The organism is Halorubrum sp. 48-1-W (assembly GCF_003287355.1).
Lineage (GTDB): Archaea > Halobacteriota > Halobacteria > Halobacteriales > Haloferacaceae > Halorubrum.
On sequence record NZ_QMIM01000029.1, the window covers coordinates 1 to 18,527 of the forward strand.

Consider the following 18,527-nt stretch of genomic DNA (forward strand, 5'->3'; position numbering starts at 1 on the left):
GACGGCGGCCTCGCCGCCGACCGTCCGGAGCGTGGCAGCGACCCGGCGAGCGCGGTCCCCGCGCAACCGGAGCGTCCGGACGCGGTGGTCGACCCCGTCGCGGGCGCGGTCGACGTCCGCCGGGGGGACGCCGCCGCGTTCGAGCGCCCGTACAGCGTCCTCCGGGCCGTCGACGGACTTCGGCGTCACCGTCCGGTACAGGGACGCGCGCGCCTCCGCGACCGCGAACAGCGAGCCGACGACGAGCACGCAGTCGGCCGGGTCCGCGCGCTCGGTCACGGCCGCGACCGCGTCGGCGACGTCGTCACCTTCGGTCACGTCGTCGACGCCGCCCGTCCGGAGCGCCGCCGCGAGCACTGCCGGGTCCTCCGCGCGGTCGAGCGCGGGCCGGCAGGCGATCGCGGTCGCGGCGTCCGGGAGCGCGCCGACCGCGCCCGCGTGGTCCTTGTCGTGCATCGCGGCGTACACGAGATGGAGGTCCGCGTACTCGTACTCCGCGAGCGTCTCCGCGAGCGTCGCGCACGCTGCGGGGTTGTGCGCCCCGTCGAGGACGGTCAGCGGCCCCGTGTCGACGACCTCGAACCGGCCGGGCCACGTCGCCCGCGCGAGCCCGTCCGCAAGCGCCCGCTCGAACGTCGCCGAGGGGTCGTCGACCCCCGTCGTCCCGTCGTCACCCACGCCGTCCGTCGCGTCGGGCGCGCCGAGTGCGTCGACGGTCCGCCGCGCCAGTGCGGCCGCGACCGCGGCGTTCGTCGCCTGGTGTTCCCCGACCAGCGGGATCCGATATCGCCCGGCCGACTCGCCGGCGAACGTCACCGCGGCGTCCGTCGCACTCACGCGACCCCCGTAGCTCGCGTCGATCGCCGGGGCGGGACCGTCGCCGTCCCCGCCGCTCCCCGGTCCCGTGACGGTCGTCACCGGCGCGCCGGCCTCCCCCGAGACCTCGCGGACGACCTCAAGCGCCTCGCCGGTACAGGCCGTGACCATCGGCGCGCCCGGCTGTGCGATCCGGGACTTGGTGCGGGCGATCTCCGCGATCGTGTCGCCGAGGACCGCGGTGTGTTCGAGGGAGACGTTCGTCACCGCGGTGGCGACGGGGTCGACCGCGCTCGTCGCGTCGTACTCGCCGCCGAGGCCGACCTCGAGGACGACGACGTCGGCGCCGCGGCGCGCGAAGTCGTGGAGCGCCATCGCCGTGACGACCTCGAAGAACGTGAGCGGCTCGCCGCCGGCCGCCCGCTCGACGAGCCACGGCTTCACCTCCGCGACGAAGTCGGCGACGGCCGCGTCGGTCATGGGCCGGCCGTCGACGCGGATCCGTTCGGAGAGCGCGGAGAGGTGCGGCGAGGTGTAGAGGCCGACCGAGAGCCCGGTCTCACGCAGGACCGACTCGAGCATCCGCGCGGTGCTCCCCTTGCCGTTCGAGCCCGCGACCTGGACGCACGGGACCGCCGTCTCGGGGTTCCCGAGCCGGTCGAGGAGCGCCTCGATGCGCTCCGTGCCGGGTTTGACCGAGAAGCGACGGAGGTCGAACAGGAAGTTCGCCGCCTCGTGGTAGTGCATACGCTGTGGGTCGGCTCCGGGTCGTTTAGACGTACCGGATGGGATCGGATGCGGAGCGCACCGGGACGATCCGGGACGGGACGACGAACGGCTCGGCCCCGACGATCGACGAACCGATCGCCCTCGACGAGAACCGATCGCCCTCGACGAGAACCGATCGCCCTCGAAGAGCAACCCTTAGGCGCGCGGATCCCGGACCCCAACGCATGAACGAGACGACGGCCGCCACGGCCGACGCCGACACGGCGGGAGGGCACACGGCGGGAGCCGGCGACGCCCCCGTGGTCGTCGGCGAGGGGATCCGGAAGTCGTACGGCGACGTCGTCGCGCTCGACGGCGTCGACGTCGTCGTCGAGCCGGGCGAGGTGTTCGGCCTGATCGGGCCGAACGGCGCGGGCAAGACGACGCTGGTGCGCGCGCTCACCGGGACGACCGACGCGGAGGGGTCGATCCGCGTCCTCGGCGCGTCGCCCGACGCGGTCGACCCCCAGCGGATCGGTCTGCTCCCGCAGTCGTTCGACCCGCCGGAACGGCTCACCGCCCGGGAGCTGGTCGGCTACTACGGCGGCCTCTACGACGAGGCCCGCGAGGTCGGGGCGGTCCTCCGCGACGTGGGGATGGCCGACGACGCCGACTCGTGGTACGAGACGCTCTCGGGCGGGCAGAAGCGCCGGACCTGCGTCGCGACCGCGGTCGTCAACGACCCCGACCTGCTCTTCCTCGACGAGCCGACGACCGGGATCGACCCCGCCGGCCGGCGGTCGATCCACCGACTGGTCGAACGGCTCGCCGCCGACGGCACCACGGTGTTCCTCACCAGCCACGCGATGGACGAGGTCGAACGGCTCGCCGACCGCGTGGCGCTGCTCCGCCACGGGGGCGTCGTCGCCGTCGGCACGCCCGCCGACCTGATCGCCGACCACGGCGGCCGCCCCCGCCTCGAGGTCGACCTGGACGGGTCGCGACCGGACGACGGGGACGTCGACGCCGTCGCCGGCGCGCTCGAGACGGGGGCGGTTGCCGGGACCGAGACGGGGGCGGCCGTCAACGGACCGGCGGTCGAACCGACCGCCGACGGGTTACGGGTGCTCGGCGTGCGGCCCGAGGGGATCGGCGCGGTCGTCGACGCGCTCGGCACGGCCGGCGTCGAGTTCGAGTCGCTGACGTGGGCGGAGCCGTCGCTGGAGGACGTGTACCTCCGGCTGACCGGCGAGCAGTACTCGCCGCGGTCCGGCGGGGGATCCTCCGGGGACGTCCCCGACGACGGGGGGGACCGATGAGTCGCGTCTCGCGGGTCCTCACCGAGGCGACCGCGGCCGCCCGGTCGTTCCTCCGGCGGCGCACCGCCGTCTTCTTCACGTTCTTCTTCCCCGTGATCCTCGTCGTCATCTTCGGCGCGCTGGTCCGGACCCAGCCGACCGGCGGCGGCCTCTTCGCCGAGCCGGCCGGCTACTACATCCCCGGCTACCTCGCGGTCGTCGTGCTCTTCACGCCGCTCTCGCGGGTCGGGTCGGAGATCGCCCGCCACCGCGACGGCGGCCGCTTCGAGAAGCTCGCGACCACGCCGCTGACCCGCACGGAGTGGTTGCTCGCACACACGCTCGTCAACGTCGCGATCATCGGCGCAGCGAGCCTCCTCATCCTGGGGCTCGTGCTCGCGGTGACCGACGCGGAACTCGTCGTCTCGCCCGCGCTTGCGGCCCTACCCGTCTTCGTCGCCGTCGCGGTCGCGCTCTTCTGCGGACTGGGCGCGGTGCTCGGCGCGCTCGCGGACTCGCAGGACGGCGTGATCGCCGCGAGCAACACGGTCGCGCTCCCGCTTCTGTTCCTCTCCGAGACGTTCGTCCCGCCCGCACTGTTGCCCGACTGGTTCCTGCCGGCGGTCGCCGCCTCGCCGCTCACCTACTTCGCCCGCGGGACGCGCGCGATCGTCTACGAGCCGAGTGCGTGGACCGGCGACCTCGCCGTGCTCGCCGCGCTCGCGGTCGGGTTCCTCGCACTCGGCGCGTACGCGGTCCCACGAACCGACTGACCGTCCCTCCGGGGAGTTCGCTCCGAATTCAGAGCACGCTTACGGCGAGGTACGGGAGCACGAAGACCGCGAAAAATATCAGTCCCGTCGCGACCGCGTAGCCGGCGCCGACCCCCGCGAGCGCCAGCCACCCGTCGTCGATCCCTCCGATCCCGCCGTCGACACCGTCGAGCGCCATACCCACCGGTACGGCGGTGTCGGCTTAACCGTTGCCGTCGGTCCGATCGCGCGCCGCCGCGCTCACGCGTCGTTCGCGTTTCCCACCACTACGGTCACACGTCGCCGGCCCTGGGCGGTCACACGTCGCCGGCCCTGGGCGGTCACACGTCGCCGACCCTGGGCGGTCACACGTCGCCGGCCATGGCTCGGAACAGGGCGTCCGCGAGGCCGTCCCGGTCGACCGTCTCCCGTTCTCCCTCACCCGAGGGGTCCACCTCGGGCGTGATGGTCCCTCCACCCATCCGCGAGTGGCCGCCGCCGCTCCCGTTCGTGACCTCCGACAGCACCGACTCGATGGCGTTGCCCATGTGGACCCGGTCGTCACGCGAGCGCCCCGAGAGGTGGATCGTCCCGTCCCGCTCGCCGATGATGACGACGGCGCTCACGCCCTCGAGCTGGATCAGCTCGTCGGCTGCCTGCGGGATCGCGTCGACGTTGTTCACGCCACCGACGTCGGCGACCGCGAACGACCCCTCGATCTGCCTGCCGGCGATGGCGCGAGCTTTCACCTCCAGCACCTCCGCGTCGACGGCGGGGTTGGCGATCCGGTCGAGCTGGTCCTGGTCGACGCCGGGGTAGACGTACGCCGCCGAGGCGAAGTCCGGCTCGCTCGCGCCGACCGTGAGGTGTTTGGTGTCGGTCAAGATCCCGTAGAGGAGCCCGGTCGCCGCCCGCGTCGACAACACGAGATCGCCGCCCGTCTCGCTCGCGTGTTTGTCCGGCGGCACCGGGACCGCCCCCACGTCGTCGAAGTACTCCGCGATCACCGACGCCGTCGCCCCGTAGTCGGTCCGGACGTCGGTGAACTCCCCGCCCCGTCCGTCCCCCGGATGGTGGTCGACGACGGCGGTCGGCAACACCCCGTCGGCCCCGGCGAACCCGCGCGCCTCGTTGTGGTCGACGAGGACGACCGTCTCCGCTGCGAGGTCGCTGACGTGGTCGATCCGGTCGAGTTCGAGGTCGAGCACCGTTCGGAACGCCCGGTTCTCCTGGTGACGTATCTGTCCCGGATACTGGATGGTCGCGTCGACGTCGAGCTGGTCGGCCAGCGACGAGACGCCGATCGCGGCCGCCATCGCGTCCGGGTCCGGGTTGGGGTGCATCAGCACCGCGATCTCCGATTCGTCCGCCAGCAACCGCCGGAACTCCTCGCCGGCCGGTCGCCGTGCCCGGACGAACACGTACGTGCTGCCGAGCACGAACGCGACAAAGAAGACCGCGGTGACGACCAGTTCGGGGTTCTCCCGGGCGAACGTCTCCGCCTCCGAGGTCCACCCGGCGAGCGTCGCTGGAGGCCACATACGTCCCCCCGGAGTCACCGGCGATACAAGAAGCTTCGTGGGGATTCCGTCCCGGTGAAACCGACCGGATCCGCCGGCAACCCCCTCCCGTGGCCGTCGTCCGCGGAGACGTCATCGTCGCCCTCGCGAGGACCCCGCCGTCACCCGCGTGATCGACGGACCCCGTCGATCGCGTCGCGATACCCCTCCCGGAACGTCGGGTACGCGAACTCGTAGCCGAACGACCGGAGCCGGTCGTTCGAACAGCGCTTGCTCGTCCGGATCCGCCGTTCGGCCGCAGTGGAGAGGTCACCGGCGGCGATCCGTTCCGCCTTCGAGCGCTTCTCCGGGCGGTCGACGCCGCACTCGTCGGCGAGCCAGTCGGCGAACGCGTGTTTGTCGACCGGCTCGTCGTCGACGACGACCACCGGCTCCCCGCGGGCGAGGTCGGCCTCGAGGAGGTACCGGATCGCCCCGGCGGCGTCGTCGCGGTGGACCATGTTGAGGAAGCCCGCGGTCACGGGGCCCTCCAGGTAGCGTTCGAGCCGATACCGGTCCGGGCCGTACAGCCCCGCGAACCGTGCCACCGTGCCGTCGATCCCGACGTCGGACGCCCCCTCCAACGCGACGCGCTCGGCCTCCGCGAGCACCCGCGTCTTCTCCGTGGTCGGCTCGATCGGGGTCTCCTCGTCGACCCAGTCGCCCCCGTGGTCGCCGTAGACGCCGGTCGAGGAGGTGTACACCAGCCGCTCCGGCGGTACAGCACGGTCGCCGTACTCTTCGACGACGTTTCCGAGCCCCTCGACGTACACCGCCCGCGCCGCCGCCGCACCTCGCCCGCCCGAGCTCGCGGCGAACACGACCGCGTCCGCGTCGGGAAGCGCCGAGAGCGACGCGGGGTCGGTCGCGTCCGCGCGAACCGCCTCGACGGTACCGGTCCCGTCAGCGTTCCCGTTGCCGTCACCGTCGACGGTACCGGTCCCGTCAGCGTCCCCGTTGCCGTCACCGACGACCGCCTCGACGGCGTCGAGCCCCGCCGTCGACCGCCGGACCCCGGTCACCTCGTGGCCCCGTTCGGCGAGATCACGCGCCAGTTCCAGCCCGACGTAGCCGCACCCGACGATCGCGACCCTCATGGCTTCCGCGTCTCGATGACCGCCATGACCTCCGCGAGCTGTTCGATCGTCATCGCGGCGCGTCCCTCGAGCACCTGTTGGACCTCCTGTCCGGTGAGGTCGGCGTCGATGGTCGCCGCGATCGTGTCGACGTCGAGCACCGCGGTCGCCATTCCCATGAGGAGGTGGTCGCGGAGCTCGGCGACCATCGCGTCCGCGTCGCGGCCGTCGGCCGCTGCGAGGACCGAGACGCCCTCCTCGACCGTGAGGTCCGCGACGTCGCCACGCGCGATCGCCTCGACCGTGGTCGCGTCGAGGCCCGTCTCCGCCGTCACCCGCTCGTTTTCGAGCGACTCGGTCGCCCCGACGAGGAGTCGTTCGAACGCCGTCAGCAACGTCGCCGGCTCGATCGACTCGCCGTGGGTCGGGTTGCCGATCCCCGCTCCGTCTCCCTCCTCGTCGCCGATCGAGGCGGGACCGGCGGAGCCGTCGACGACTTCGTGAAACATACCGACGATCGGCTCCCGCGTCCCAAAACGTCTCCGGTCGACCCCGCGTCCGGCGTCGCGTACTCGCGGTCCACGCGCGTCCCCGTCGGTTCACCAGCCGGGGGAGGTCTCGTCGCGGGTGCCGTCGACGTCGCCGACGCCGGGCGGCCCCGCGGGTACCGCGACGACGACGAGCGTCTCCGTCTCGAACCGGACGGGCTCCGTCGTCCCCAGCAGCACTCGCTCGCCGCCGACGTCCGCGGTCACGGTCGCCTCCTCCCGAACGTATTCGAATTCCCTCCCGGGTTCGCCCACGTCGCCGGAGAGCGTGAACCGGGGGTACTCTCCCCGTACCTCCACCTTCCAGGCGTTGACCGTCGCGACCCAGTAGCCCGGAACCGGCGCGACCGGAAGCCCCGCGCCGACCCCCCGGACGGACTCCGGCGCCCACCGCTCGGAGGCGTTCTCCACGGCCACCTCCGCGCCGGCCTCGACGGCGTCTTCGAGCTTCCCTCGCGTGCGTTCCCGGACCACCCCCGTCGGCCCGTCGACGAACCTCGCGGGTATCCGGACGTCGTTCCGCGCGGTCGACTCCCGGAGCGCAACGCGGAGTCGCGCGGCGAGCGCGCTCTCTTCGCCGGGAGAGAGCGACCCCACCCTCGTAGCTTCGGCGGCGGCCCGTTCCGCGTACTCGCCGTCGCCGATGGCGACCGCCCTGGCCCCCGGCGAATCGTACGCCGTCGCGGTCGCGTCGATGACCGATCTCCGGTCCTCGCGGGTCAGGTCGGTCCGAGCGCCGAGCACAGCGACGAGTTCGCGATCGACGACCTCCCTCGACGACTCCACCCGGGCCGCGAGTTCGTCCCTGTCGGCTCGGAGGTCCGGATCGGGGCGGTCGGCGAGCGACTCGTCCGTCGCGAGGAGGACGCGGCCCGCGGTGCCGAGCCGCACGGTGTCGCCGGTTCCGAGGACCCGATCCACGATCCCGCTCGAGACGTCGCTGTACGGGACCGTCACGTAGTTGAGGTTCCGGACGGCGAGCGGTCGGGTCGTCGTCCCGTCGACGGCCGCGACGTTCGATCCGTCGACGGCGGTCCGCGGCAGGTATCCGGGGGAGGCGTTCGGCGTGAGTTCGACCGCCCCCCCTGGGCCGTCCGCGCCGATCCGGTACGGCTCCGTCTCCCGCGCAGCCTCCCGGCTCCTGACGACCTCCCCGACTGACGGGCCGCCGAACGCGTCCTCCACGTGCTCGGTGAAGCCGTCGGCCGTGGCCTCTTCGTCGTCCGAGGCGGACTCGAGCTCGTCGATGACCGCGTCGAGGTAGGCCGTCCGTGCCGTTATCCGCGCTCGATCGACGGCACCGTCGTAGGTCCCCGGTGTGTCGACGAGTTCGGCCCGCCGGTCCCGGAGCGTCCGCGCCAGCTCACCGTACGGGTCGGCGTCCCCGACCGCCGCCTCCTCCATCGACAGGTCGGTTTCGATCGCGCGCACCTCCTTCCGAAGGCCGTCGAGGTCGCGCGCGATACGGTCCGTCTCGCCGCTCGGACGCTCCCCGTGGACGACCGTCGATCGGTCGATATCCCCGTCCGTGACCGCCTCCAGCGCGAGCCGGTCGACGTCGTCGGCGTCGTCGACACCCAGCTCCGATCGGCCAGCCCGTGGCGTCCCGACGAGGTCGCCGCTGCCCGTCCCCGCCCCGAACGTCTCGATCGGCCGGTCCGGCGCACCGTCCCGCGGTGCGTACTCCCCCGTGACGTCGACGACGACGCGGTACCGATCCGTCGCGCTCGCTCGCGTCGTCTCCCGCTCGGCGACCACGTCTCGCATCTCGAACACCGGCGGGCTCACCACTTCGCCCGACTCGTTCGTCTCGGCGGGCTCGACGAGGACCTTCCGCTTGACGGTCCGTTTCCACCGGGCCGTCGCCACCCGTTCGGTCCTGACTTCGCGCGTCTCGGTGCCGAAATCGAGTGATTCGTCCGGACGGACCGTTCCCGACGGCACGCCGTCCGGCGCTCCCGTTTCCGGGACGACACGTGTCGTCTCGTCGACGCTCACGCCGACGCGTTCCCACGTCCCCGCACCGGAACTCGGTCGTGGCGGTCGAGGGCGCCCGCCGTCGACGAATCGGTCCGCGGAGACGTCGAGCGACACCTCCACCCGGTAGCTGTCCCGCACCGTCGACTCGAGGTCGTCGTGGACGGACACGGCGGCGACGTCCGCGGCGTGACCGACGTCCACCGTCGTCGTCTCGTCCGCGTGCCCCCTCGCCGGCCCGACTCCGTCGTTTCCGGCGTCCGGGCCCGGCGTCGGCGCGTCGAGGACCGCGTCGCTCCACGACGACTCGTCGAGGTCGGTCGGCGCGAGCAGGTCGGTCACGCCGGTTCTCGCCGTCGCCTTGGCGACTCCACCCCTGGCGTCCGGATCGCTCGTGCCGAACACGTCCCGTTGGGTCCGGACGATCCCGGCGTTCGTCGACAGCTCCACGTGTCGGTTCGCGATCACGTTCTGTATCGGTGCCTTCGCGTACTGGCCGTACCCCCGTGCCCACGCGATCGGGTAGATGCTCGCGGTCAACTGCCTGCCGAGCCCGGGTCCCTCGACCGGGCCGCGATTCAACCGCTCCTCGAAGCGTTCGGTCCGTTCGTGGGCTGCGAGCGTCGGAACGGCGACGACGACGGTTCGATCCGCCGTCCGCTCGGCGACCGTCCGCCCGCCCCGAGTCGCGGTCACCGTCACGTCCTCGAAGACCACGCGGGTCGCCGTCCCGTTCGCGACGGGGCTCACGCGGACCGTCCCGCGGAGCGTCTCGAGGTCCCCCGGCTCGACCCGTCCGTCGATCCGCCGGAACCCCGCCGTCGCGGTTACGTCCCCGACTTCGGCGTTCACCGCCCGCAGCGCCTCGTCGCCGGCGAGCGCCAGCCGGATCCGAAACGCGTCCTCGAAGGCGGAGCCAGGCCGGACCGCGTCCGTCGACGTCACGCCCGCGCCGTCGCCGTTCCCGTCCGTCCCCCTCGCCGGCCGGGTCACCGGCCGTGCGGCCGTCTCGTACGCTGCCTCGCGTGCGGCGTGTCTGAGCGCGGCGGTCGTGTCCGCGTCGACGCGCTCGACGGCCCGCTCGACGCTCCGGTCGTCGCTGACGAGCCCCTGATCGACGACGCCGGCGGCGTACGCCGAACTGGTCACGAGGAGCAACACGCCGACCAGCGCGAACGGCACGCGAGCCCGTTCGTCGTCGGCCAGCGACACCGTCCGGGCGCGTGTCGTCTCCGTCATCGTCACCACGTCCTCACGACGATCCGGAACCGCTCGACTTCGGGAGGGTCGGGTTCGTCGGCTCCGGCCGATCCCGGGTGGGTGACGACGGCGGCGGTGACGTCCGCGCCGGCCGGCGGTTCGGGTCCGACCGCGACCGTCCACGCGTCCCGTTCGGCTCCCATCCACGGCCCGGCTCCGGCGGCCTCTCCGTCCGCGTCGTAGCGGACGTCGACGCGGGTCCGCCCACCCAGCGCGTGTTCCACCGCCTCGAGCGCCTGCGCTCGAAACCGACCGGCTGTCTCCGCTCCGTCGTTCGGTCCTCCCCCGGCGGTCATGACGAGCAGTTCCACCAGGGTCGCGTGGACCGTCCGCGAATCGTGGGCGCCGTCGACCTCGTACGTCACCGTCGCGGTCTCGGTCGCGAGTCGGTCGGCGACGTCGGCGGCGGAGTGTTCCTCCGTTCCGTGACCGACCACGTTTCCGGCCGCTCCGAGCACGACGACGCTCGCGGAGACACAGAGCAACATGAGCGTCACGTCGAGGACGGTGCTCGTCATCGGTCGATCACCACCCGGAGTACGCCGCGAACGGCTTCGCCCGGACCGACGGCGACCGTCACCGGTCGCTCGGCGACCCGGTCGGACCGCGGGTCACTCCGACCGGCTGTGGGCGATCCGTCCCCGAGGTCGACCCGCCACGTCCGGCGTTCGGTCGCTACCTCCACGGTCGCTTGGGGCGTCCCTTCGAGGTGGTACAAGCGGTCCGGACGGACGATCCCGCCGACCGACACGTCGCGTTCGACCCGCTCGAGCGTGGCGTCGGCCGCCCGCGCGTCGGGCTCCGGGGTCGGCGTCGCCCCGTCGAGCGCCACCGCGTACAGGCCGAGCCCCGCGCCGACCGCGAGCACGGCCACCAGCGCGGCGACCGGCTCCACCGCGGCACGGTCGGTCGTGTCGAACCGATCAGCCGACCAGGGTAACACGGTGACCTCCGTATCGAACCTGTCGCACGGTTAGCCGTTCCGGGGCGCTCCGCCACCCGTGTTCGCTCGTCCGTGCGCGCTCCGCTGTGGCGGCGAACGCGTCGGGGTCGTCGAACACGGCCTGCGGTGGGACTCCGCTCAGTACCCGCCGAAGACGGGGATCGGATCGATCGGTGGCGACCGGCGTGATCGGACCCGCTCGAAACGTCGCCCGGGCGGTCCCGCCGTCGCCCGCGAGCTCGATCGTTCGGGGGGTGAGCCGAATTCGCTCGGCGGCCAGCCCGTGTTCGGCCGTCGCGACGTACTCGCCGTCCGCCACCGAGTCGACCGTGTGCGCGACGCCGTCCGCGTCGGGCGGCGGTGCCGTGGGGAGTGCGGCGACCACGCCGACGGCGACGACGCTCACCAGCGCGAGGCCGACCCACGCGTAGGTCGCGTCCACCTGTGTCTCGAACATGGGGCGGCTGGCCCCGGTTTCGTATATAAATCGTCGGTCCCGCGGCGGTCGATCGGGTGCGTCGCGGGGCGTCGCGGACGACGGCTCGTCGCCGGGGATGGGGGCCGGCGGAACCCCGGCTACAACAACGCCCCCGCAGCGACGAACGCGACCAGGTACGTCGTCGCCGCCGTCGGCAACGCGATCCCGACCCGATAGGCGACGAGCGTCGCGTCGAACCCCCGTTCGAGCCCCGTCGCCAGCGCGGTGAGGATGGCAGCGAGCAGGAGCACGTACGTCCCGACGATCCGGCCGAGGACGGGAACCGGGAGCACGGTACCGGCGTCCCCGTTCCCCTCCGTCGCCGAGGCGGCCCCGGCGGCGTCGCCGGCAGCGATCGGATCCGTCGCGAGCGGGTCGGCTGCGAGGCCGACCGTCGTGCCGAAGCCGCCCGTCCCGGCCGTCTCGATGCCGGTCGCGAGCGCGATGGTCGCGCCCCCGACCAGCGGAGCGAACAGCGCCGCAGTGTTCGACAGCGTCCCGGTGACCGTCGCCAGCTGGCGTCGGGCGTCGCGTTCGAGCTCCCGAAGCCGCTCCAGTTGGTCGGCGAGTTCCAACAGCACGTCGCCGGCGGGCCGTCCTTCCCGTGCGGCGACGGCGAGGAGGGCGACCGCGCCGTGGACTCGCGGCGACGGCACCGTCGCCGCCGGGCCACCGTCGCCCGTGAACGCCTCCCGGACGTCGACGCGGAGCGTGTCGCTCCGCCCGGCGGCCAGTTCGAAGAGTTCCCCGGTCGCGCCGTCGAGTTTCCCGCCGGCGTTCGCGGTCGCCCGTTCGACGGAGACGCCCTCGGCGACGTCGCCGCCGACGATCGTCATCGCGTCCGGGAGCCCGCTCTCGATCGCCGTGACCTCGGCGAGCACCGCACGGCGCGGTCGAACCGCCACGACGAGCGCGACGCCGACCCCGACGCCGACGCCGGCGATCGGCACGGCCCAGGGTGCGACGAACCGCCCCGCGACGACGGCCGCGACGCTCCCGGTTCCGACTCCTGCGAGGACCGCGTGGGCGTGTCCGTCCGGCACGTCCGGGTGATCGCCGTCGATACGCGGCGGCGGGAACGCGACCGGCCGTTTCGAGAGGAGCCACGCGGCGGCGGCGAGCAACGCGGTCGGCAGCACGAGGAGATAGGTCCCTGCGACGACGGACGGCGGGATCGCCACGCCGGAGGCGGCGGCCGCCGGCAACAGGGCGACGAGCGCCAACGGGAGGAGTACCCCGAACGCGTAGAGCGCGGACACCGGCCCTTGGACGTCGCCGACGAACGCCGCCAGCCGCTCCGTCGTCCCCGAGAGCGTGGTCTCGAGTGCGCGGTCGAGACACCGCCCCCGACGCTCCGGCGGAGCGGACGCCGCCGTCCGAACGAGCGTCGTCGCGCGTTCGATCGCCGGGAACCACTCGCCCCACTCGCGTGCGAACTCTCGGAGCCCGCTGGTCGGCCCGTTGACACAGCGACGTTCGTGTTGCGACAGCCCGTCCGCCAACGGCCCCCGACCAGTCCGGGCAGCGAACCGGACGGCACGTTCCGTCGACGGGTCGAGCCGCATCCGCAACACGAGCCGCCCGACGAGCCCGGGCGTGGCCCCGAGCGCCCGCGTCCGGCGGAGCGTCGCGAGCCACACCGGCCCCCGATGTACCGCGTGTGTCGCTGTGAGTCCCCCCGCGACGCCCGCGAGCAGTCCGGCCGTCGTCCCGGCGGCCAGCGTCCCGACGACGACGAGACAGAGGCCCGCGCCGACGCCGAGACGATACCCCGTCTCGACGACGCGATCGGCCGTGACGTCCCACTCGAGGAACGCGATCGCCCGACGGAGCTCGTCGGATCCCGTCTCCGAGTCGTTTCCGGCTGTGAGCTCGACGACTCCTCGTGTCACGCGCTCCAGCGTGGATCCGCCGTCCGCGTCGTCGCCGGGTCGGTTCGAGCCGACGTCGTCCCCGGCGCGTCCCGATCGCTTCCCCCGTTCCGTCCCGGCTCCGTTCGTGGTCCGGTCCGACCTCGCTCCCGTCATCGATCGAACCCCGCATACCGTTCCGGCGTCGTTCGGACGTCGTCTACCGCGGTGCGGATCCGCTCTGTCCGCAGTCCGATCGCTGAGCGGACGTCCGCGTACGTCTCCCCGCCTCCGGCCAAGCCAGCGACGAGACGGCTCTCGCCCCGATCGACCCGCCCGGTCGCCACGAGGCGCTCCCCCTCCCGCTCGAAGAGCGCGTCGAAGGTCACCTCGCCGGCGTGGTCGGTCACCTCGACGACCGTTTCCACGCGGTGATCGTTCAGTATCACGAGGAGGTCGGTCGCAGCGAACGACGACGGGGACACGCCGAGGTCGGCGACGACGCGCTCGCGGACCGCGGCCGGGTCCTCGCCGTGGATCGTCCCGAGGACGGTCTCGCCGGCGGCCCCGACCCGCATCGCCTCGTACAGCGCCGTCGCCTCCTCGCCGCGGACCTCGCCGACGACGAGCGCGCCACCCCCGAGCCGGAGGGCCGTCCGGACCGCCTCCCGCGGCGTCGGCTCGGTCCCGTCGCCGACGTTGAGCCGCTGGACGTCCCTGTCGGCGGCTGTGAGCGCCGTTGCCGGGAGTTCCGGCGTATCCTCGATCAGGACGGTCCGCGAATCGGCGGGGAGTTCCCAGAGCAGGGAGCCGAGGGCGGTCGTCTTGCCCGCCCCGCGGCCGCCGGCGACGAGTCCCGACACGCCGCGTTCGACGGCGAGGGAGAGGAGTCCCGCGGCAGCCGCCGGGAGCGTCCCGACGGCAACGAGCCGCGCCAGCGTCCAGGCGTCGGGGTCGCCGCGCCGGAACGTGAACGAGAGCCCGTCGCTCGCCGGTGCGGTCGTCGCCGCTACCCGGACGCTCCCCGACTCCGTCTCGAGCGTCGCGTCGAGCGTCGGTGTCGCCCGCGAGAACCCCCGCCCGCTCGTTCGACGCAGGCGTGACGCGAGCGTCGCCGCCCCCTCGGGTGGCAGGCGGACGTTCGTCCGACAGCGTTCCCCGTCGAGGACGACCCGGAGCGGGTTCTCCGAAACCGGCGCGGAGAGCGTCGCGTCGCTCACGCGGTCGTCGGCGAAGACGTGCTCGAACGCGCCGTAGCCGTGGGTGTGTCGGCGGAGCGTGTCGGTCAGCTCCGGGACCGGGTCGTCGTCGCTCGCCACCGCGCGCACCGCCCGTCCCGGCGCCCGCTCCCCGCCGACCGGGTCCGAGAGCAACCGCTCCGTCGCGGCTGCGAGGGTCTCGAACGCGTCGTCGTCGAACCGGGCCGACGGCGGGGTGAGGTGGTACGTCCGGAGGGGTCCCTCGCCCTCGTAGAGCCGGACCGTCGCGTCCGTGTCGAGTTCCCACCGGTCGACCAGCGTCGCCCGCGGCGGCGGCGTCGACGCGATCCGGGTCGCCGACACGGTGGGGCCGACGTGTGGACGGAGGAGGTCGGCCGTTCGATCGACGTCCGCGACCGTCTCCGCCAGCCCGGTCTCGGCGGCGATCCGGCTCACGGGACCCGCGCGACCGGTCGCTTCCCGCGCAGTCGCGACCGGATCGCGGGCCGCCCGTTCCGCGAGCCGGGCTTCGTGGAACTCGACGCGTTCGCGGAACCGACCGGTTGCGAGTAGACAGGCCGCCGCCCGTCCGGTGTACGCGCGCTCCTTCCCCGCGTGTTCGGTACGGACGACGTCGGCGTCGCGCTCGGTCAACGCCTCGACGACCGTCGCCAGACAGTCCGGACTGGCGGCGAGGTCGCCACCTCCCGGACACCCGCCCGCGTCGACCTCGAGCACGACGCGGTCGTCGACGCCGGTGCCCACGGGTCGCTCGAACGAGACGGCACAGCCGCACCCGTCGTCGCTCCCTTCCCACGGGAACGACGGGAGATCCAGGCTCATGGCGGCCGTGGCCGCGACTCCCTATATAAATCGTCGGGCGACCCGTCGGCTCGCAGCGGCGCGTTCACCGACTCACCCGACCCGTTCGATCCGGACGGTCGGTCCACCGCGGTCGACGACCCGGAGTTCGAGGCGCGTCTCCCCGTCGGGTCGTAACTCGATCGGGCCGTCGACGAGGGCGAACTCGGCGGCGTCGGTCGGCGGCGGGATCGCCACCGCGCGTGTCGAACTGTGCCGGAGTCGGTAGGCGACGACGACGCTCCCGTGAGGGGCCCGGTCGTCGGGGACCGCGTCGCCGTCCCCCGGCTTCTCGAGCGCGATCCGGTCGACCGGCGCGGCAGCGACCCCGGTCGGCGCGGAGACGATCATCGACCGTCGTCCGGCGAGGTCCGCGTCGACGACCGCGACGGAGTTCGCCGTCGTCTCCCCGGCGACACGCTCGATCCGGTCCGCCTGCGTTCCGATCCGTTCGACGGTCGTCTCGGCTCGAGCGTCCTCTATCGCGGGCATCGAGACGGCGAGGAGCGCGACCGCCACGAGCACGGTCGTGACGACGCGGATCACGGTGGTCCCCCTCCCCGTCGGTCACGACCGCCGAAACGGCCGACCCACCGGCTAGAATGCCTCTCGGAGCCGTTCAAGCGGGTTTTCCCTCCCCTTCGTGTGTTCGTCCCCTTCGGCCGTGTGCGAGTCGTCCGGTACGGCCGCGGAGAGCGCGTCGTCGTCCGGTACGGCCGCGGCGGCGGGGCGGTCACTGGAGGCGGTGGTTCCCGCCGTCGCGTCGCTTCCCCCCGTGGCGTTTCGCACTGTCGTATCGCTTCCCCTCGTGGCGGCGGTCGCTCGTGCGAGCGCGAGGTCGGCCCGCCGTTCGACCTCGCGGTTGACGGCCCGGATCGCTCCCGCGTATCCGCGGACGGCCTGTGTCGCCGCCTCCACCTCCTCGACGCGCTCCTCGAGGCTCGCCAGCCGGTCGGCGAGCTCCTCGCGCTCGGCGTCGGCGTCGGCGGCGTCGGCGACCGCTGTGACCGAGCGGTCGCTTCCGGTGAGCGCGCGCTCGACCGCCTCGAGCCGCTCCTCGAGGCGGTCGCGGTCCGACAGCGATCCGTTCGCGTTCGTCTCGTTTTCCATACGCCGGTTGGCCGCGGTTTCACGTTTAAGCGGTCGGGGAAAGAGTATTACTGGCAGCGACGCATCGTGACCGCATGAAGGCCCTCCTCGTCGGCGTCGGACAGGCGGGCGGGAAGCTCGCGACCGCCCTCTCCGAGTTCGATGCGGAGATGGGGTTCGGTTCGGTCCGCGACGCGCTCGCCGTCAACACCGCCGTGGCCGACCTGAAACCCCTCCCGCTCGATATGGTTCTCATCGGTCAGTCACGCGTGAACGGTCACGGCGTCGGCGGCGACAACGAACTCGGTGCGGAGCTGATGGACGAGGACTCGATCGAGGTGTTGGACGCGCTCGCCCCGCGGATGACCGCGGAGATCGAGGCGGTCGTGGTCGTCGCCGGCCTCGGCGGCGGGACCGGATCCGGCGGCGCGCCGGTCCTCGTTCGCGAGCTCTCTCGGGTGTACGACGTGCCGGTGTACGCGCTCGGCGTGCTCCCCGGCCGCGACGAGGGCGCGCTCTATCAGGTGAACGCCGGTCGGTCGCTGAAGACGCTCGTGCGGGAGGCCGACGCCACGATCCTCCTCGACAACGACGCCTGGCGCTCGGCGGGCGAGAGCGTCGAGGGCGGCTACGCCGCGATCAACCGGTCGATGGCGAAACGCGTCGGGTTGCTGCTCGCGGCCGGCGAGGCCACGGAGGGGGTCGGCGAGTCCGTCGTCGACACCAGCGAGGTCATCAACACGCTCCGGGCCGGCGGGATGGCGGCGGTCGGGTACGCCTCCTCCCCCGCTGCCGAGGACCCCGGCGAGAACGTCAACACGGTGACGAGTACGGTCCGCAGCGCGGTGATGACCGGACTCTCGTTGCCGAACGCCGCCGACGCCGACGCCGGGCTCGTCGCGGTCGTCGGCGATCCGAACCGGATCTCCCGGAAGGGCGCTGAGAAGGCCCGAAAGTGGCTTCAAGAGGAGACGGGATCGATGCAGGTCCGCGGCGGCGACTTCCCGCTGGACTCCGACCGGCTCGCAGCCGTGGTGTTGCTCGCGGGCGTCGATCGCTCCACGCGGGTCGAGGAGTTCCTCGAGCGCGCCCGACAGGCCGTCCGCGACGAGCCGGAGGCGACCTCCGACCCCGCGGCTGCGTTCCACACCGACGAGCTCGACGACCTGATGTGAGGTGGGGTGTCGACGTGCGGCGGCTCGATCGGAGGCGTCCGCCGTCGACGCGCTTCCGCACCTTTTTGGTTCCGCCCGGAAGACAGTCGTCCGATGAGCAACCCGTGGGACGACTGGGATCACGTGCTGAAGGTCGATCCCGACAAGGACCTCCGCGACGGGGAGACCTTCGAGGACGTGTGCCGGACCGGAACCGACGCGATCGAGATCGGCGGGACCCTCGACGTCACCGCCGAGAAGATGACGCGAGTCATCGATGCTGCCGCCGAGTACGACGTTCCCCTCTATCAAGAGCCGTCGAACCCCGGCGTCGTCATCGACTCGCCGGCGCTCCAGGGGTACCTGATACCGACGGTGTTCAACGCGGGCGGCCCCTTCTGGATCACGGGCGCACACAAGGAGTGGGTCCGCATCGACGACCTCGACTGGGACCGAACCCACACCGAGGCGTACATCGTGATGAACCCAGACGCCTCGGTCGCGGAGCTGACGGACGCGAACTGCGACCTCGACGCGGACGACGTGGAGGCGTACGCGAAGGTCGCGGAGCGGATGTTCGGCCAAGAGATCGTCTATCTGGAGTATTCGGGCGTCTTCGGCGACCCCGAGATCGTCGCCGCTGCGGGCGACGCGCTCGACGACGCCACCCTGTTTTACGGCGGCGGGATCCACGACTACGAGTCGGCGACGGCGATGGCGCGCCACAGCGACGTGATCGTCGTCGGCGACCTCCTCCACGACGAAGGGGTCGACGCGGTCCGCGAGACGGTCCGGGGCGCGAAGGACGCCTGAGTGCTTTTTCGTCGGCTTCCCTCGCTCATCTCGAGTTCTCGGTACGTGGGTCGGCGAGGTCGAAGGGCGCATACTCGACGGTGCGTTCGTTCGCGTTCCGGAACGCGTCGAAGCGCGTGCCGACGGGGGGGATCGACCCACCGACT

The 18,527-nt window shown here is 72.8% G+C and carries 17 protein-coding genes; 4 read left to right on the plus strand and 13 right to left on the minus strand.

The window, feature by feature from the left end; all coding sequences use genetic code 11:
• A partial coding sequence (locus DQW50_RS13240; protein WP_133258793.1) for a folylpolyglutamate synthase/dihydrofolate synthase family protein occupies positions 1–1,563 on the minus strand: 1,563 nt, incomplete at its 3' end.
• 206 nt (positions 1,564–1,769) lie between these two features.
• On the opposite strand from DQW50_RS13240, the gene DQW50_RS13245 reads away from it, so the two are divergent.
• Positions 1,770–2,843 carry an ABC transporter ATP-binding protein gene (locus tag DQW50_RS13245; RefSeq protein ID WP_112079799.1) on the plus strand — a complete coding sequence of 358 codons (1,074 nt, stop codon included), beginning with the start codon at positions 1,770–1,772 and terminating at the stop codon, positions 2,841–2,843.
• Positions 2,840–3,595 (plus strand): ABC transporter permease, encoded by a 756-nt coding sequence (locus DQW50_RS13250; protein ID WP_112079750.1) that lies wholly within the window; start codon positions 2,840–2,842, stop codon positions 3,593–3,595. The genes DQW50_RS13245 and DQW50_RS13250 overlap by 4 nt, the downstream gene beginning before the upstream one ends.
• Positions 3,596–3,623: 28 nt before the next feature.
• On the opposite strand, the gene DQW50_RS18225 is transcribed toward DQW50_RS13250, so the two are convergent.
• The 12 genes from DQW50_RS18225 to DQW50_RS18230 form a co-directional block, all read right to left on the minus strand.
• A complete protein-coding gene (locus DQW50_RS18225; RefSeq protein WP_198664684.1) occupies positions 3,624–3,773 on the minus strand; it encodes a hypothetical protein in 150 nt (49 codons plus the stop codon).
• Between the two features lie 166 nt (positions 3,774–3,939).
• On the minus strand, positions 3,940–5,115 hold the full coding sequence (locus tag DQW50_RS13255) for a bifunctional oligoribonuclease/PAP phosphatase NrnA (protein ID WP_112079751.1): 1,176 nt from the start codon (positions 5,113–5,115) through the stop codon (positions 3,940–3,942).
• 140 nt (positions 5,116–5,255) lie between these two features.
• Entirely contained in the window at positions 5,256–6,230 is a 975-nt protein-coding gene (locus DQW50_RS13260; RefSeq protein WP_112079752.1) for an NAD-dependent epimerase/dehydratase family protein, read from the minus strand.
• Positions 6,227–6,718, minus strand: coding sequence for a DUF5791 family protein (locus DQW50_RS13265; RefSeq protein WP_112079753.1), 492 nt, complete (start codon positions 6,716–6,718; stop codon positions 6,227–6,229). The genes DQW50_RS13260 and DQW50_RS13265 overlap by 4 nt, the downstream gene beginning before the upstream one ends.
• Before the next feature lie 90 nt (positions 6,719–6,808).
• A complete protein-coding gene (locus DQW50_RS13270; RefSeq protein ID WP_112079754.1) occupies positions 6,809–9,973 on the minus strand; it encodes a hypothetical protein in 3,165 nt (1,054 codons plus the stop codon).
• Positions 9,974–9,975: 2 nt separating this feature from the next.
• A complete protein-coding gene (locus DQW50_RS13275; protein WP_112079755.1) occupies positions 9,976–10,512 on the minus strand; it encodes a hypothetical protein in 537 nt (178 codons plus the stop codon).
• The gene (locus DQW50_RS13280; RefSeq protein ID WP_112079756.1) at positions 10,509–10,937 is read right to left on the minus strand and encodes a hypothetical protein; all 429 of its coding nucleotides are present in this window, start codon (positions 10,935–10,937) and stop codon (positions 10,509–10,511) included. Before DQW50_RS13280 ends, DQW50_RS13275 begins: the two co-directional genes overlap by 4 nt.
• Positions 10,918–11,394 carry a hypothetical protein gene (locus DQW50_RS13285; RefSeq protein WP_112079757.1) on the minus strand — a complete coding sequence of 159 codons (477 nt, stop codon included), beginning with the start codon at positions 11,392–11,394 and terminating at the stop codon, positions 10,918–10,920. Before DQW50_RS13285 ends, DQW50_RS13280 begins: the two co-directional genes overlap by 20 nt.
• Positions 11,395–11,513: 119 nt before the next feature.
• Positions 11,514–13,442: a type II secretion system protein gene (locus tag DQW50_RS13290; RefSeq protein ID WP_241964424.1), complete on the minus strand. Its 1,929-nt coding sequence runs from the start codon at positions 13,440–13,442 to the stop codon at positions 11,514–11,516.
• Positions 13,439–15,307, minus strand: coding sequence for an ATPase, T2SS/T4P/T4SS family (locus DQW50_RS13295; protein ID WP_112079758.1), 1,869 nt, complete (start codon positions 15,305–15,307; stop codon positions 13,439–13,441). The genes DQW50_RS13290 and DQW50_RS13295 overlap by 4 nt, the downstream gene beginning before the upstream one ends.
• 72 nt (positions 15,308–15,379) lie before the next feature.
• The gene (locus DQW50_RS13300) at positions 15,380–15,871 is read right to left on the minus strand and encodes a hypothetical protein (protein ID WP_112079759.1); all 492 of its coding nucleotides are present in this window, start codon (positions 15,869–15,871) and stop codon (positions 15,380–15,382) included.
• 51 nt (positions 15,872–15,922) lie between these two features.
• Entirely contained in the window at positions 15,923–16,435 is a 513-nt protein-coding gene (locus DQW50_RS18230; protein ID WP_198664685.1) for a hypothetical protein, read from the minus strand.
• 74 nt (positions 16,436–16,509) lie between these two features.
• On the opposite strand from DQW50_RS18230, the gene DQW50_RS13310 reads away from it, so the two are divergent.
• Together DQW50_RS13310 and DQW50_RS13315 are read left to right on the plus strand one after the other, a co-directional pair.
• A complete protein-coding gene (locus DQW50_RS13310) occupies positions 16,510–17,589 on the plus strand; it encodes a tubulin/FtsZ family protein (protein ID WP_112079760.1) in 1,080 nt (359 codons plus the stop codon).
• 93 nt (positions 17,590–17,682) lie between these two features.
• Positions 17,683–18,381, plus strand: a complete 699-nt coding sequence (locus DQW50_RS13315; RefSeq protein WP_112079761.1) for a phosphoglycerol geranylgeranyltransferase — start codon at positions 17,683–17,685, stop codon at positions 18,379–18,381.
• Positions 18,382–18,527: the final 146 nt, after the last annotated feature.